14 protein-coding genes are annotated in these 14,568 nt (G+C 55.7%); 4 read left to right on the forward strand and 10 right to left on the reverse strand.

What is annotated here, in order from left to right; translation table 11 throughout:
* Nucleotides 1–193 precede the first annotated feature (193 nt).
* The 5 genes from LNA76_RS13910 to LNA76_RS13930 all read right to left on the reverse strand — a co-directional run bounded on the left by LNA76_RS13910 (nt 194) and on the right by LNA76_RS13930 (nt 5,448).
* On the reverse strand, nt 194–1,183 hold the full coding sequence (locus LNA76_RS13910) for a Bug family tripartite tricarboxylate transporter substrate binding protein (RefSeq protein WP_094197762.1): 990 nt from the start codon (nt 1,181–1,183) through the stop codon (nt 194–196).
* 70 nt (nt 1,184–1,253) lie between these two features.
* On the reverse strand, nt 1,254–1,991 hold the full coding sequence (locus tag LNA76_RS13915; RefSeq protein ID WP_094197763.1) for an amino acid ABC transporter ATP-binding protein: 738 nt from the start codon (nt 1,989–1,991) through the stop codon (nt 1,254–1,256).
* A gap of 59 nt (nt 1,992–2,050) precedes the next feature.
* Nucleotides 2,051–3,145 carry an amino acid ABC transporter permease gene (locus LNA76_RS13920; RefSeq protein ID WP_108728534.1) on the reverse strand — a complete coding sequence of 365 codons (1,095 nt, stop codon included), beginning with the start codon at nt 3,143–3,145 and terminating at the stop codon, nt 2,051–2,053.
* Nucleotides 3,146–4,333, reverse strand: coding sequence for an amino acid ABC transporter permease (locus LNA76_RS13925; RefSeq protein ID WP_125277810.1), 1,188 nt, complete (start codon nt 4,331–4,333; stop codon nt 3,146–3,148).
* Between the two features lie 98 nt (nt 4,334–4,431).
* Nucleotides 4,432–5,448 carry an amino acid ABC transporter substrate-binding protein gene (locus LNA76_RS13930; protein ID WP_230019286.1) on the reverse strand — a complete coding sequence of 339 codons (1,017 nt, stop codon included), beginning with the start codon at nt 5,446–5,448 and terminating at the stop codon, nt 4,432–4,434.
* Nucleotides 5,449–5,668: 220 nt separating this feature from the next.
* On the opposite strand from LNA76_RS13930, the gene LNA76_RS13935 reads away from it, so the two are divergent.
* Genes LNA76_RS13935 through mutY form a run of 3 tightly spaced genes read left to right on the forward strand, consistent with a single transcriptional unit; the run spans nt 5,669 to nt 8,336 of the window.
* On the forward strand, nt 5,669–6,340 hold the full coding sequence (locus LNA76_RS13935; RefSeq protein ID WP_094197767.1) for a cell division ATP-binding protein FtsE: 672 nt from the start codon (nt 5,669–5,671) through the stop codon (nt 6,338–6,340).
* Nucleotides 6,337–7,245, forward strand: coding sequence for a cell division protein FtsX (locus tag LNA76_RS13940; protein ID WP_108728532.1), 909 nt, complete (start codon nt 6,337–6,339; stop codon nt 7,243–7,245). Before LNA76_RS13935 ends, LNA76_RS13940 begins: the two co-directional genes overlap by 4 nt.
* Nucleotides 7,245–8,336 (forward strand): A/G-specific adenine glycosylase, encoded by a 1,092-nt coding sequence (gene mutY, locus LNA76_RS13945; protein WP_230019287.1) that lies wholly within the window; start codon nt 7,245–7,247, stop codon nt 8,334–8,336. The genes LNA76_RS13940 and mutY overlap by 1 nt, the downstream gene beginning before the upstream one ends.
* Before the next feature lie 86 nt (nt 8,337–8,422).
* On the opposite strand, the gene rodA is transcribed toward mutY, so the two are convergent.
* The 5 genes from rodA to LNA76_RS13970 form a co-directional block, all read right to left on the reverse strand.
* Nucleotides 8,423–9,565, reverse strand: coding sequence for a rod shape-determining protein RodA (rodA, locus tag LNA76_RS13950; protein WP_094197770.1), 1,143 nt, complete (start codon nt 9,563–9,565; stop codon nt 8,423–8,425).
* Nucleotides 9,562–11,421 carry a penicillin-binding protein 2 gene (mrdA, locus tag LNA76_RS13955; protein ID WP_094197771.1) on the reverse strand — a complete coding sequence of 620 codons (1,860 nt, stop codon included), beginning with the start codon at nt 11,419–11,421 and terminating at the stop codon, nt 9,562–9,564. The genes rodA and mrdA overlap by 4 nt, the downstream gene beginning before the upstream one ends.
* A gap of 14 nt (nt 11,422–11,435) precedes the next feature.
* Complete coding sequence (mreD, locus tag LNA76_RS13960) at nt 11,436–12,017, reverse strand: rod shape-determining protein MreD (protein WP_108728531.1); 582 nt, start codon at nt 12,015–12,017, stop codon at nt 11,436–11,438.
* Entirely contained in the window at nt 12,001–12,882 is an 882-nt protein-coding gene (gene mreC / locus LNA76_RS13965) for a rod shape-determining protein MreC (protein WP_108728530.1), read from the reverse strand. Before mreC ends, mreD begins: the two co-directional genes overlap by 17 nt.
* A 61-nt stretch (nt 12,883–12,943) precedes the next feature.
* Nucleotides 12,944–13,987, reverse strand: coding sequence for a rod shape-determining protein (locus LNA76_RS13970; RefSeq protein WP_003801946.1), 1,044 nt, complete (start codon nt 13,985–13,987; stop codon nt 12,944–12,946).
* A gap of 271 nt (nt 13,988–14,258) precedes the next feature.
* Between LNA76_RS13970 and gatC the strand changes: the two genes are divergently transcribed.
* The gene (gene gatC, locus LNA76_RS13975; protein ID WP_108728529.1) at nt 14,259–14,567 is read left to right on the forward strand and encodes an Asp-tRNA(Asn)/Glu-tRNA(Gln) amidotransferase subunit GatC; all 309 of its coding nucleotides are present in this window, start codon (nt 14,259–14,261) and stop codon (nt 14,565–14,567) included.
* Nucleotide 14,568: the final 1 nt, after the last annotated feature.

The following is a 14,568-nucleotide window of genomic DNA, read 5'->3' on the forward strand; positions in this document are numbered from 1 at the left end:
GAAATTGTCATTATTGGCTCCGTAATCTTAAGTTAAGTACCAAGACCGCTTGAATGCCTCTAATACTAGCAAGAGGCACACCAAGCAGGTACTTCAAAACAGACTTCACTGCCTTGTTTAACAATTCTTGATCTTGCCAGCGACCGTGCCAACTTCAGTCACCCATTGCCTTGGGGGCTACGCCCTTGAATACTTAAAACAACTCGGCACCCGAGTCAGCAACGACTTCTTTGTACTTCTTAAGATCATTGCTGACAAGCTCGCTGAACTCGGCCATGGTGCCAGGCTCAACATCCGAACCCATGGTAGCCAGGGCTTCACGTACGGCGGGATCCATCAAAGCCTTGGCGTAAGCGGCATGCAACTTGTCTAGAACGGGCTGAGGTGTACCGCCGGTGGCGAACACACCGAACCAAGTGCCCAGGTCGAATGGTTTCACGCCAGCCTGTTCCATAGTGGGAACCTCAGGCAAGAAAGTGGAACGATCCAGAGTCGTCACAGCCAAGGCTTTTACGGTATCGGCCTTGATCAACGGCGCGGCCGAAGCCAGGTTGTCAAACATGAAATGCACTTGGCCAGCCAGCAATGCTGTCTTGGCAGGATTGGCACCCGCGTAAGGGACGTGCACGGAATTGATCTGGGCACGGGTATTCAGGACCTCACCGGCCAGATGGCCTGCACTGCCATTACCGCCCGAGGCAAAGTTCATTTGACCAGGATGCTCTTTAGCGTAGTTGATCAGGTCCTGCACCGAGGCAATCTTGTTTTGCTCGGCAAACTCTTTGTTTACGATCAAGATGTTAGGCACCGAGGCAACCAGCGCGATGGGCGCAAAGCTTTCGACTGGGTCAAACGGTATCGCCTTGTACAACCAGGGGTTGATGGCGTTGATCGCCACCGCACCCATCATCAAGGTGTAGCCGTCTGGCGCAGCCTTGGCCACGATGCTGGCACCGATATTGCCACCTGCTCCTGATTTGTTCTCCACCACGACCGTACCCAGATCGTCTTTGACACGTTCAGCCAGCAAGCGCGCCATGCTATCCAAGGGGCCACCCGGCGGGTACGGCACCACGAACTGGATCGGTTTGGAAGGATAGGAATCCTCTGCCATGACAGCCGGGGCAGCCATGACAGCCGCAACACCAGAGACCGCCAGCAGCCACTTACAGACACGAAACATCACTTTTTTCCTTGAAATAAAAATGCATATGGGCTGCGTAAAGCAGCCCGTACAGAGCAACCACTGACCCTTAATGGATGATCTGGCTTAAGAACTCGCGTGTTCTTTCACTGCGTGGCGAGTCAAAGAACTCATCAGGCGTATTTTGCTCGATGATTTCGCCCTGATCCATAAAAATGACCCGATCTGCCACTTTACGTGCAAAACCCATCTCGTGGGTCACACACAGCATCGTCATACCGGTATGCGCCAGCTCGACCATTACCTCCAACACTTCCTTGACCATTTCCGGGTCCAGCGCCGAGGTCGGCTCGTCAAACAGCATGATCTTAGGCTCCATGCACAAGGAACGGGCAATCGCCACGCGCTGTTGCTGCCCACCGGAAAGCTGTCCAGGATACTTGTTGGCCTGCTCTGGAATACGCACACGCTCAAGGTATTGCATGGCCAGTTCCTGAGCCTGGGCCTTGGTCTTGCGACGTACCCACATCGGCCCCAAAGTCAGATTTTCCATCACAGTCAGGTGAGGAAACAGGTTGAAGTGCTGAAACACCATGCCCACATCACGCCGAATGGCCTCAACCTGACGCACATCGTTGGTGAGTTCCTCACCGGCCACAATAATCTGCCCTTGCTGATGCTCCTCCAAGCGGTTGATACACCGAATAAGGGTGGATTTTCCCGAGCCAGAGGGTCCACAAATAACGATGCGCTCGCCTGGGGCCACATCCAAGGTAATGTCGCGCAGCACATGAAACTGCCCATACCATTTATTGACGTTCTTTAGCTGAATAATGGCGTCTGCCATGCAAAACTCCTTGTCTGGCCAGCAAAGCCCCGGTGCTACCCAAGGCTTTGCCACCTGTGTCAGCGTTCATAACCCGTTTGCAAACGTCGCTCCAGCGAACGACTGTAGCGAGAGATGGAGTAGCAGAACACAAAATAAATCAGTGCGATGAACAGATAGGCTTCCCGGCTAAAGCCGCGCCAGGCCGCATCGGCCAGAGCGACTTTGGCGGCCTGAGTCAAATCGAAGATACCGATAATCACGACCAGGGAGGTGTCCTTGAACAAGGAAATAAAGATACCTACCAATGGCGGAATCACGATCTTGAGGGCCTGCGGCAAAATGATCTGGCGCATGGTGCGCCAGTAGCTCAAACCCAGCGAGGCGGCCCCTTCATACTGTCCTTTGGGAATAGCCTGCAAACCACCCCGCACAGTTTCCGCAATGTAGGCCGCCGCAAACAAAATAATCGCGATCTGGGCACGCAGCAGTTTGTCGATGTTAAAGCCCTCGGGCATGAACAACGGCAGCATCACCGAGGACATGAACAGCAAACTGATCAGTGGTACGCCACGAATCAGTTCGATGTAGACCACGCACACCGCCTTGACGGCCGGCAAGCGCGAGGTACGCCCCAGGGCCAGCAGCAAGCCCAAAGGAAAGGCGAAAGCGATGCCGAAGGTAGCCAGAATCAAGGTCAGCGGCAAGCCGCCCCACAGGCTGTTTTCTACATAGCTCAAACCCAGCACGCCGCCCCACATCAAAATACCCACGACGATCAGGCCGACCAGCCATAGCAAAGGCAGCCACGGTTTCCAAAACCAGCGCACGCAACTGCACACAATCAGCAGGGTCAGCAAGATAGAGGCCAGCAAGGGCCGCCATTGCTCGTCATAGGGATAGATGCCAAACAGGATCAGGCGGTGCTTTTCACGAATGAAAGCCCAGCACGCCCCGGCACTGGCCCGACAGTCCTGTGCGGTTTGTGCATCGAAATTGGCCTTGATGAACAACCAATCGATCATCGCTGGTACGGTCATCAACAACAACCAGGCCGACAGCGCCGTCAAAATGGCGTTCAAGGGGGAAGAAAACAGGTTCTGGCGCAGCCAACCCAATGTGCCCCGCTGCAGCGGCGGTGGCCCGCTTACGGTGGATGTAGGCGTATGGCTCATTTATCGCTCCACCAAAGCAATGCGGTTGTTGTACCAGTTCATGAAAACCGAAATCGACAGGCTGACCGTCAGGTAGGCCGCCATGATGATCAAAATGCCTTCAATCGCTTGCCCTGTCTGGTTCAAGGTGGTGTTCACCACAGACACAATATCGGGATAGCCAATGGCCACGGCCAAAGAGCTGTTTTTAGTCAGGTTCAGGTATTGGCTGGTCATGGGCGGCACAATCACACGCAATGCCTGAGGCAGAACCACCAGACGCATCATGCGGCCACGAGACAGACCCAGCGCCTGCGCCGCCTCCCACTGTCCTTTACCCACTGCCTGAATACCGGAGCGCACCACTTCGGCAACAAAGGCCGAAGTATAGGTGACCAAACCGGCCAGCAAGGCGGCAAATTCAGGCGATAAGGTCGCGCCCCCGACAAAGTTGAAACCTTGTAGGCGGGGCATATCCAACGCCAAGGGCTCGGGACTGAGCAATAAGGCCAGAACCGGCAGCACAACAAGCAGCAAAATGCCAAAACGGAGGGTGGGAAAAGGACGGCCCGTATTTTCCAGACGACGACGCGCCCAATGCGCCATCAGAACCCACAACACCACGGCCAGACCCAGACCCATGAAGATCCAGTCCATGCCATCGCCCTGCAAGGTCGGCAGCTTCAAACCGCGATTCGATAGAAATACGCCACTGATCGGGTTCAAAGCCTGCCGGGGTCCGGGCAAGGTCTCGGTAATCAGGGCGTACCAGAAGAACAGTTGCAGCAGCAGTGGCACGTTACGCATCACTTCCACGTACAAGCCCGCCAAACGGGAAACCAGCCAGTTCTTGGACAGGCGTGCAATGCCCAGCAAGGTGCCAAACACGGTGGCGGCAATAATGCCGATCACCGCCACTTTCAGCGTATTGACCAGGCCGACCAGAATGGCCCGCCCATACGTGTCCGAGGGCGTATACGCCAGAGCCGACTCGCCAATGGCAAAGCCTGCCTCTCGGTCCAGGAAATCAAAGCCTGTAGAAATATTGCGGACAGCCAAGTTGTGCAAGGTATTGGAAACCAGATACCACACACAAAAACCGAGCACACCCAAAATCAGCACCTGGTAGATAATGCCGCGTGTGAACGGATCATTCCAGGACAGGCGCCGTTTAGGGGGCGCTGGCACGGCAGGTGTATTTTGTGCCATAGCGTAAAACCCATGGATGCAGCACTACGCGTAGCCCTGCGAGGTGGCGCACGTCTGGCCGAAGCCAGACGCAAAAACAAACAGCGAAGACCGAAATCTTACCGCACTGGCCAGCCGTACATCACCCCACCGTCACGCCATTGTGCGTTCAAACCGCGATCGAGCTTCAGTGCTGTCGATTTACCCAGATTACGCTCGAAGCTTTCTCCGTAATTGCCAACCTGTTTGATGATGTTGTAGGCCCACTTGTTATCCAACTTCAGACCTTTACCCAGCTCTCCGGACACGCCCAGAATGCGCTGAATATTGGGGTTATTGCTCTTGGTCATTTCATCCACGTTAGCGCTGGTAATGCCATATTCCTCCGCTTCCAGCATGGCATTCAGAGTCCATCGCACCAGCGTGAACCAGTCATCGTCACCCTGACGCACGAACGGGCCCAGCGGCTCTTTGGAGAAGTCCTCAGGCAGGATATCGAACTCGTCCGGTGTCGTCTGGGCAGCACGCATGGCAGCCAGTTGGGATTTATCGCTGGTAAAGCCGTCGCAACGACCGGAGGTAAAGGAGCGCATCGCCTCTTCAGGATTGTTGATCACCACAGGGTTGAATTTGATACCCTGGCCCCGGAACCAGTCCGCCAGATTCAACTCGGTTGTCGTGCCAGGCTGTACACACACAGCAGCTCCATCCAGCTCTTTGGCACTTTTGACACCCAGGGATTTTTTCACCATCACGCCTTGGCTGTCATAGTAGTTGATGCCAGCGCTGACCAAGCCCAAGGTCGTGTCGCGCGAGATCGTCGCAGTGGTGTTGCGGGTTAGCACATCCACTTCCCCCGATTGCAGGGCGGTAAAGCGCTGCTGGGTGGTCAAGGGCGTCACCTTGTATTTTTTGGAATCCCCAAAAACAGCAGCGGCGATCGCACTGCACATGTCCACATCAATACCAGACCAGGCTCCCTTACTATCGGCCAGCGAGAATCCTGCAATACCTGTTGAGACACCACACTGGACAAAGCCCTTTTTCTTGACCGAGTCCAGGGTTTCACCTGCTTGTGCATTAGCGGCCAGGGCCATCAACGCAACACTACATGCAATGGTTTTCACTAAGGTCATGGAATATCACCTCCTGTTTACTTTTGGTAAATGGATGCAGATTACAATTGCAGCTAAGCTGTGGTGTCCAATCGTAGAGCCAGACTGTGCAAACACGCATCGGGGGTTTCCCTCTAACAATCTGACGAATACTTTTACCTACGTCGACACTTTCAGGCAGGCCCCCATAGCCATTCCCTAGGGGCTTTTCAAGCAGACTCCTCTTTAATTGTGCGTCGCGATGATCGAGTTCCAACACGTTTTTAAATCGTATGGCCGCAGTAAAAATATTCTAGCCGACATTAATTTTCGCATTGATGACGGCGAATTCATTTTTGTGTCCGGCCCATCGGGAGCAGGTAAATCCACTTTATTGCGTCTGATCGGGGGGCTGGAGCTGCCTAGCCGTGGCTCGGTCCAGGTCAACGGGCACAGGCTGGACAAGCTGCCCGCCCGCGCACGCCCCTATCTGCGACGCGCTGTGGGCGTGGTTTTACAAGATACACACTTGCTGCAAGACCGCAGCGCCCTGGCCAATGTGCTCCTGCCTCTGGCAGTCGTAGGCCTGGAGCCCGGCACAGCCCAAGCACGTGCCCGCGCCGCCATGGAAAAAGTGGGGCTACGCGGCAAAGAAGATTTAAAGCCGGTGGAAATGTCCGGTGGTGAGCAGCAACGGCTGGCCATTGCCCGTGCAATTGTCAATCGTCCGGCTATTTTGATTGCGGACGAGCCTACCGCCAATCTGGACGCCGATAACGCCAAGCGCATCATGGATGTTTTGATGGACTTTAACCGGGTGGGTGTCACCACCCTGATTGCCTCGCACGATCTGAATTTGATGGCACGCTATGCGCGTCGCACCCTGCTGATTCAGGACGGCCGCTTTTCCGATCATCCAGGAGTGCTGGCATGAGAACCTGGCTGCGTCATCACCAATATGCTTTCCTGGTGGCTTTGCGCCGTCTGAAAGTGCAACCCTTCTCCTCCCTGTCCAATCTGCTGGTCATTGCCCTGACTCTGGCAGTACCTGTGCTGGGAGCCAGTATCTTGCTGGCCGCCCAGCCTGTCGTGCGCGAAATCCCTACCTCGCCCGAAATGACCGTGTTCATGAAACAGAACAGCACGCTGGAGCAAGCCCAGGCCTTCAGCCAGGCCGTGGGCAAAGAGTTTCAAACTGAACTGGCCAATATCAGGCTGGTCAGCAAGGAGCAGGCGCTCAAGCAATTGCAGAGCAACCCCAGTTGGACAGAGGCTTTGGGCGCCTTGCCCAGCAACCCCTTGCCCCACGCCATTGTGCTGACCCTGCATGAAACACCAGATCTGGTCACGCGGGCCGATACCTTAGCCAAAACCCTGCAAGGTCGCCAAGACGTGGATAGCGTGCTGCTCGATAGCGAATGGGTGCAGCGTCTGGCCGCGATCCTGAGTTTTATCCGCATTGGCTTATGGATATTGATGGCAGGTGTGGGCGTGGTGGTGATTGCCACCGTGTTCAATACCGTGCGCCTGCAAGCCCTGAACCAGCGTGAAGAAATTGCCGTGGCCCGTTTGGTCGGCGCGACCGAAGCCTTTGTACGCCGCCCTTTTCTGTACATGGGTGCGCTAACCGGCCTGCTTGCCAGCGCACTGGCATGTGGCCTGGCTCTCTTGGCCCTGACTCCGCTGAACAAGGCCTTATCCAGTCTGGCCCAAAGCTATGGCGTCCAGCTAGCGCTCAAGCTGCCAGAATTTTCTCTTTTGCTGACAGCTGCTATATTGGTCGCCATTTTGGGCGCACTGGCGGCTCGCTGGTCTGTTACCCGTAGTACCCAATATTGATGTCGCTTCCTGAACCCTGTTCCCAAAATCTGGCCGAAAAAGTGGTGGCCTGGCAAAGAACCTCCGGCCGCCACCACCTCCCCTGGCAGAACACGCAAGACCCTTACCGCGTCTGGCTTTCCGAAATCATGTTGCAGCAAACCCAGGTCGCCACTGTCCTGGGTTATTACGAGCGCTTTCTGGAACGCTTTCCTACCGTCAAGGATCTGGCCGCTGCCGAGCAAGACGAGGTCATGCCCTACTGGGCCGGTTTGGGCTATTACGCTCGCGCCCGTAACCTGCATCGCTGTGCCCAAGAGGTCATGGAAAAATGGGGTGGCCGTTTCCCGGGCAATGCCACGGATCTGGCGACCTTGCCCGGCATAGGTCGCTCCACCGCCTGTGCCATCGCCGCCTTCTGTTTTGGCGAACGCAGCCCCATCATGGACGGCAACGTAAAACGTGTGTTTACGCGCTATTTCGGAATTTATGGGCCCACGCAGAAAAAGGCCGTGGAAAACACCTTGTGGACCAAGGCCGATGAAGTCGTCGAGCTTGCTCCGGCAAGCCTGGATATGGCGGCCTACACCCAAGGGCTAATGGACCTGGGCTCGCAATGCTGTACGCGCAGCAAGCCCACCTGTAGTCTATGCCCGCTGCAAAGCAACTGCTATGCCCATACCCATCAGGCCCAGTCCGAACTACCCAGCCCCAAAGAGCGTATCCGCCAGGATGAGCGCTATGCGCATGTGCTGATTCTGGAGCTGAACGGTCAGGTCTTGCTGGAGCAACGGCCTGACAAAGGTATTTGGGGTGGCCTGCTCACTCTGCCCCAGTTTGACGATGCCGTCAGCCTGCAAACGGCGGCACTGCACTGGTCTCATGAAGAAGCGATTGCGCTGGCCTCTTTCCAGCACGTGTTCTCACACTTCAAGCTGCACATCACACCGTGGCTGCTGCAAGTGGACGAATCTACCCTGGCCGAGCCAATGGCAGGCCAGCAATGGCAGGATCATGAAGCTCTGGAGCAAACCGCTTTACCTGCACCTATACGCAAGCTACTGCTGGGTTTGTATCAAAACCAAGATAGTGAACAACTGCTTCTACCTTGATGCCAAGACCCCCGGTATCATCCGGGGTAAGCGAGACAGCCCCTGGCTACGCGCAGCACCAAGCCAGGAGCACCCAAGGTCAAGCACTATGAAGGTCGCGCGGGCTTATCGTTGCTGATGCTCATCAGCATTCCGCAGGCCACACCCAGCGTCATCAAGGCCGTGCCGCCGTAGCTTAGAAATGGCAAAGGCACGCCTACCACGGGCAAAATCCCCGTTACCATGCCTATGTTCACGAACACATAGACAAACAGCATCATGGACATGGAACCGGCCAGCAGACGGCTGAACTGGGTATGAGCCACAGCGGCAATCGACAAGCCGCGCAGAATCAGCAAGGCATACAGCACCAGCAGCATGATGCCGCCATACAAACCGAATTCCTCGGCAAACACCGCAAAAATAAAGTCGGTGGTACGTTCGGGAACAAAGTCCAGATGAGACTGGGTGCCCATCATGTAGCCTTTGCCGTAAACCCCGCCCGAGCCAATCGCAATCATGGACTGAATGGTGTGAAAGCCCCTGCCCAGACGGTCGCTACCCGGATTCAGCAGCGTGCAGACCCGGTGTTTCTGATAATCGTGCAGCACCACCCAATCCAAGTCAGGCACGCAGATATAGTCTTCGTAGTAAAGCAAAGCACTGATGCCCAGCACCAGCACGACCACAATCGGCACAATCAGCTTGAAGGACAGGCCTGCAAAATAAATAACGCAAAAGCCAGCAGCAAACACCAGCAAGGCGGTACCCAAGTCCGGCTGACGCACAATCAGCAGGAACGGAATCATCAGCAAAATACCCGCCACCACAAAATCCAGCAGGCTCATCTTGGGCCGCTGATAGCGGTGAAAATACCAGGCCAGCATCAAGGGCACAGAAATCTTGAGCATTTCCGAGGGCTGAATACGCGCCACCCCCAGATCCAGCCAACGCGTCGCGCCTTTGCTGGTCTCGCCAAAGAACTCCACCCCCAAAAGCAGTACCACCCCAACCGAATAAACGACTGGGGCCAACTTCATCCACATCGCCGGTGGAATCAAGGCCGCAACCCACATCACACCAAAGGCCAGCAGGAAATTGCGAACCTGGTCAGCAAAGCGCCAGTCCGTCCCCCCGACGGCTGAATGCATGATCGTCATGCCCAGCGCAGCCATCAGCACCAGCAACAGCAGCAAGGGCCAGTCAAAGGCAGTGACAGCTTTCAGGCCCAGTTGCAAAAGTCGCTTCATTGCATCTGCCCTCGCTCTACCAACCAGTAATCAAAGACCTTGCGCACAATCGGTGCTGCAACCGAACCACCCCATCCTGCGTTTTCCACAATCAGGGCAACTGCAATTTTAGGGTTTTCTGCCGGGGCGTAAGACATGAACAAGGCGTGATCACGCAATCGTTCGTCAATGGCGTTCGCATTGTACTTGGCACCGCGCAGGCTAAAGACCTGTGCGGTCCCTGTCTTGCCAGCAGCCTGATAGGCTGCTCCCGCAAAAGCGCGCCGTGCCGTGCCTTGGCGCACCACATCGACCAAAGCCTGTTTGACCACATCCACATTAGCCTGCTTCAAGGGGATCAGCTTGGCATCAATACGCACGGGCTGCTCAATTTCCGGGTCGTGGGGACTTAGCGTCTGGGTGACCAGGTGCGGAGGCCGCACAATGCCATTGCTCGCCAGCACAGCCGTGGCATGAGCCAGTTGCAACACGGTAAAAGAGTTATAGCCCTGGCCTACCGCCACGGAGATACTCTCCCCGGCATACCAGCGCTGTTGCGCCGGTTTGCGATAAGCCTTACGTTTCCACTCGGTAGAAGGCAAAATGCCTTGGCGTTCACCATCCAGGTCAATGCCAGTATGCTGGCCAAAGCCAAACTGCTTCATGAAGTCGTGCAGATTATCGACGCCGATTTCCGGGCCTAAGGAATAGAAATACGTATCCGAGGACACCACCAAGGCACGGTGCATATCGGTAGACCCGTAAACCGCCCCACCCGCGTTACGGAAACGCTGACCACCAAACTCAAAATAGCCAGGATCGGAAATACGATCGGTCGCCTTGCGCTTGCCGGTCTCCAAAGCCGCCAACGCCACGAAGGGCTTGTAGGTCGAACCAATCGGATATGTACCGTACAGGGGACGATTAATCAGCGGATGATCGGGCGAGTCATTTAACTTGCGCCAGTTCTCTACGTCGATACCGTCGATAAACAAGTTCGGGTCAAAGGACGGTGCGGACACAAACGCCAGCACTTCCCCCGTGCTGGGTTCAATCGCCACCAACGCACCACGTCTCCCGGCAAACAAACCTTCGGCCATCTTTTGCAGGCCAATATCCAGCGACAGGCGCAGGCTGGCACCCGGTACAGGGTCCACGCGACTCAAGGTACGCACAGGACGACCTGAAGCGGCCACTTCCACCTCTTCAATACCCGTGCGTCCGTGCAGGGTCTTTTCCCAGGTTTTCTCAATCCCTTTTTTGCCAATCACCTGCGTGCCTCGGTAGTTACCGGTTTGCCCGGTTTCTTCCAGACGCTGCTGGTCGCCTTCGGAAATACGGCCTACATACCCCAGCACGTGCGCCGCTGACTCGCCGTGCGGGTACTCGCGCACCCAGCGGGCCTGTAAGGTCACTCCGGGGAATTTGAAAGCATGGGCAGCAAACCAGGCCGCTTCATCATCACTTAGGTTATTGCGCAGTAAAATCTCGGAATATCGACTGTTTTGGGCGGCGTTCTGCTTGAATCGGCGACGATCGCGTGGACTTAGCTCCACCAATTCACCCACGCGATCCAGCATATCGTCTACGGGCTCGCCCAGACTGGCGGGCACCACCGACAGCGTGTAGTCCCGATAATTACGAGCTAAAACCTCGCCATTGCGGTCCAGAATCTCGCCTCGTCGGGGAGTAATCGGGATGACAGCAATACGGTTTTGATCAGCTCGAGCGGCAAAGCCTTCGTAGCGCACCACTTGCAAGTACCACAAGCGCACGCCCAAAATTCCTAGCAGCACGCAGGCCAGAACGGCGGCCACCAGAACACGAAAAAAAATGCGTTGGCGCAACTGGTGTGAGGTTTTTTTGAATTCAAACATGGCCGCCCTACCAATCAGGACGAACCAGAGTCGGATTCGTCCAGACGTCGCTGCGGCAAGAACAGCACACTATCGGCCAGAGGCCACAAAGCGGCTGTCAGCAAGGTGCCAGCCGCCCACTCCCAGCCAGACCACTCCCCCACCAGCCAGGCGTGCAACACCTGCACGATCAACTGTGCCAGCAACATGACGACTGCCATGTGCAAAAAGTGAATCCACATACCGAAGTTCAAGATGCGCTTGCGCAAAAGCAAGGCACCATACACGACCAGCACGTAGGCCAGGGCATGCTCGCCCAGGAGACTGCCATCATGCACATCCACCAAGATACCCAGCACGAAGGCCAGGGACATGGGAACACGGCGTGGCTCATGCACGGCCCAAAAGCCCAGTACCAGCATCAACAGGTCCGGCGCAAAGGGCAGCAGGCGCCAGGGCAACATGGACCCCAGCCACATCAAAAGAATTGAGCCCCACACCAGCCACGGGCTGGAAGCACGCGAAAACGGGCTGCTATCAATAGGCTGCAAACTGCCCAGAGATGAAGACCGGACTTTGCGGCTAGGGGTGTCCGAGGACTCAGCGTGTCGCGTCATCAGCATCGTCCTGTTCAAGAGAGCGTTCGCTCTCGGGCACCAGCAAAATGAGAAAATGACGGTAACGCTCGGGGTGCGATAAGGGCGTCACCAAAGCCAGCGCAAAACCGGAGGCATCATCGCGCTCGATACTGCTGACCGTCCCGACCGGCAAACCAGCGGGGAACAAGCCGCCGATACCACTCGTGATCAAGGTATCGTCTGGCTCCAGATCCACGTCACTGGTCAGAAAACGCACCTCTACCTTGCCACCGGGGTTGCCACCAAAGGCAATCAAACGCAGGCCATTGCGTAGCACCTGCACCGGCACCGAGACTTTGTCGTCAGTAATGAGCGCGGCCTCCGAGGTAAAACGCGTGACACGCACCACCTGCCCCACAACCCCGCCTTCGTCAATAACGGGCATACCGGGACGAATGCCACTTGCCGAGCCCTTGTTGAAAATCAGGTGACGCGCATACCCATTGGGCGGTTCGTACAGAACTTCAACCGCTACAGAGGGCTGGGTGACGGTATCGGCCACTTGCAACAAACGACGCAATTGTTCGTTTTCAGCAGAAAGCTGAGCGGCATGGGTAGAGAGCTGAGCCAGCTCGATGCGCTGGCGTTGCAAGGCCTCTTTTTCAGAACGGGCGGTCGAGGCCGCATCCGTCCAGCTACTGAAGTACGTAACCAGATCACGCGGCGCGAGCATGACGCGCTGAAAGGGGTAGAGCACAGTGGCAATCGCCTGACGTACAGGCTCAAGCACAGAGTAACGAGCATCGGTGATCAACAGGCCCACTGTCAGCACCAAAAGAGCGGCCAAACGCAGCTCAGCAGATGAGCCACGCCTAAATAGCCGGATGGAGCCTTGTTCTCGCATTACTCAAACACTCGATCACTTGTCCCAACGAACAGGCATTGCCGTAGGGGCCAAGCAAGGATCAATCGTAAATGAATACGGACTCCAGACGCTCCAAATGCTCCAGAGCCTCGCCGCAACCCCGTACCACGCACGTCAGAGGATCTTCGGCCACCACAACGGGCAAACCGGTCTCTTCTTGCAATAGACGGTCCAGATCATGAACCAGCGCACCACCCCCGGTCAGGACAATGCCCTTGTCGGTGATATCCGCACCCAGTTCAGGAGGAGTTTGTTCCAGAGCGGTTTTAACCGCAGAGACGATCTGATTCAAGGGATCGGTCAGCGATTCCAGGATCTCGTTGGACGAAACCGTGAAACTACGTGGCACCCCTTCGGACAAATTGCGACCCTTGACTTCAATTTCACGAATTTCAGTGCCAGGAAATGCGGAGCCAATCTCTTTTTTGATCAATTCAGCGGTGGGCTCACCGATCAGCATGCCGTAATTGCGACGGATGTAATTAATAATGGCTTCGTCGAACTTGTCGCCACCAACGCGCACCGATCCTTTATAGACCATGCCGCCTAAAGAGATCACGGCCACCTCGGTAGTACCACCACCAATATCCACCACCATGGAACCACTGGCATCGGACACGGCCAGACCGGCACCGATTGCTGCCGCCATGGGCTCTTCAATCAGGTAGACCTTGCTGGCGCCCGCGCCTAAAGCAGATTCTTTGATGGCGCGGCGTTCTACCTGGGTAGAGCCACAAGGCACACACACGATAATACGTGGGCTGGGGGCAAACATGCTGCGGGGGTGAACCATGCGGATAAACTGCTTGAGCATTTGCTCGGTCACAGTAAAGTCCGCGATCACACCATCCTTCATGGGCCGGATGGCTTCAATATTGCCAGGCACCCGACCCAGCATTTGCTTGGCCTCCTGCCCAACGGCCTGAATGATTTTTTTACCATTAGGTCCACCTTCATGGCGGATGGCTACAACGGACGGTTCATCCAGTACGATACCCTTGCCGCGTACATAAATAAGGGTATTGGCCGTACCGAGGTCGATTGCCATATCGCTGGAAAAGTAACTGCGTAGGAATCCGAACATGGGCGCGCAAAGTGTAAAGTGTTTGGGGGAAAAGACAGGTAAATTCGGCGCGGAACTCAAGCGTAAAACGACAGGCACAAGAACCAGGCAACGAATTCAAAAATACCTGGAAAGAAAACGATCAATGATAACTTATAATTGCACTACATTAGGACTGTTTTAATGGTCAGTTAAGTTCTGTAACCCCCGCATTTGCTGTAAAAGTGCCAAACTGTCCTTAACTGACAGATTTCCGCTTTTTTTTATTACTTATTTTCCAGTACCCACCCACATGTCTATCACTGAACAGGATGTTGCCCGTATAGCGCAACTGGCGCGCCTTGATCTTTCTGCTGAACAAGCCTCCCAGGTCGAGCACGATTTGACGCGCATCCTGGGCCTGATCCAGACCTTGCAAACCGTTGATACTCAAGGCGTTGAGCCGATGGCCCACCCTTTGTCCGCCCGCCAGCAGATCAGTCTGCGTCTGCGCGAGGACAAGGCCCTGCCTTGCGGAACGGTAGAAAGCCGCCAGGCCATGATGCGCAACGCCCCCGCCGAGCAGGATGGCCTGTTTCTGGTGCCCACGGTCATCGAATAAA

This window comes from Alcaligenes sp. MMA (assembly GCF_020907215.1).
In the GTDB taxonomy this organism is placed as follows: domain Bacteria; phylum Pseudomonadota; class Gammaproteobacteria; order Burkholderiales; family Burkholderiaceae_B; genus Alcaligenes; species Alcaligenes aquatilis.

Coding starts and splice junctions, on each gene's coding strand:
- LNA76_RS13910 (WP_094197762.1), bottom strand. CDS start 1,183: ATGTTTCGTGTCTGTAAGTGGCTGCTGGCGGTCTCTGGTGTTGCGGCT.
- LNA76_RS13915 (WP_094197763.1), bottom strand. CDS start 1,991: ATGGCAGACGCCATTATTCAGCTAAAGAACGTCAATAAATGGTATGGG.
- LNA76_RS13920 (WP_108728534.1), bottom strand. CDS start 3,145: ATGAGCCATACGCCTACATCCACCGTAAGCGGGCCACCGCCGCTGCAG.
- LNA76_RS13925 (WP_125277810.1), bottom strand. CDS start 4,333: ATGGCACAAAATACACCTGCCGTGCCAGCGCCCCCTAAACGGCGCCTG.
- LNA76_RS13930 (WP_230019286.1), bottom strand. CDS start 5,448: ATGACCTTAGTGAAAACCATTGCATGTAGTGTTGCGTTGATGGCCCTG.
- LNA76_RS13935 (WP_094197767.1), top strand. CDS start 5,669: ATGATCGAGTTCCAACACGTTTTTAAATCGTATGGCCGCAGTAAAAAT.
- LNA76_RS13940 (WP_108728532.1), top strand. CDS start 6,337: ATGAGAACCTGGCTGCGTCATCACCAATATGCTTTCCTGGTGGCTTTG.
- mutY (WP_230019287.1), top strand. CDS start 7,245: ATGTCGCTTCCTGAACCCTGTTCCCAAAATCTGGCCGAAAAAGTGGTG.
- rodA (WP_094197770.1), bottom strand. CDS start 9,565: ATGAAGCGACTTTTGCAACTGGGCCTGAAAGCTGTCACTGCCTTTGAC.
- mrdA (WP_094197771.1), bottom strand. CDS start 11,421: ATGTTTGAATTCAAAAAAACCTCACACCAGTTGCGCCAACGCATTTTT.
- mreD (WP_108728531.1), bottom strand. CDS start 12,017: ATGACGCGACACGCTGAGTCCTCGGACACCCCTAGCCGCAAAGTCCGG.
- mreC (WP_108728530.1), bottom strand. CDS start 12,882: ATGCGAGAACAAGGCTCCATCCGGCTATTTAGGCGTGGCTCATCTGCT.
- LNA76_RS13970 (WP_003801946.1), bottom strand. CDS start 13,987: ATGTTCGGATTCCTACGCAGTTACTTTTCCAGCGATATGGCAATCGAC.
- gatC (WP_108728529.1), top strand. CDS start 14,259: ATGTCTATCACTGAACAGGATGTTGCCCGTATAGCGCAACTGGCGCGC.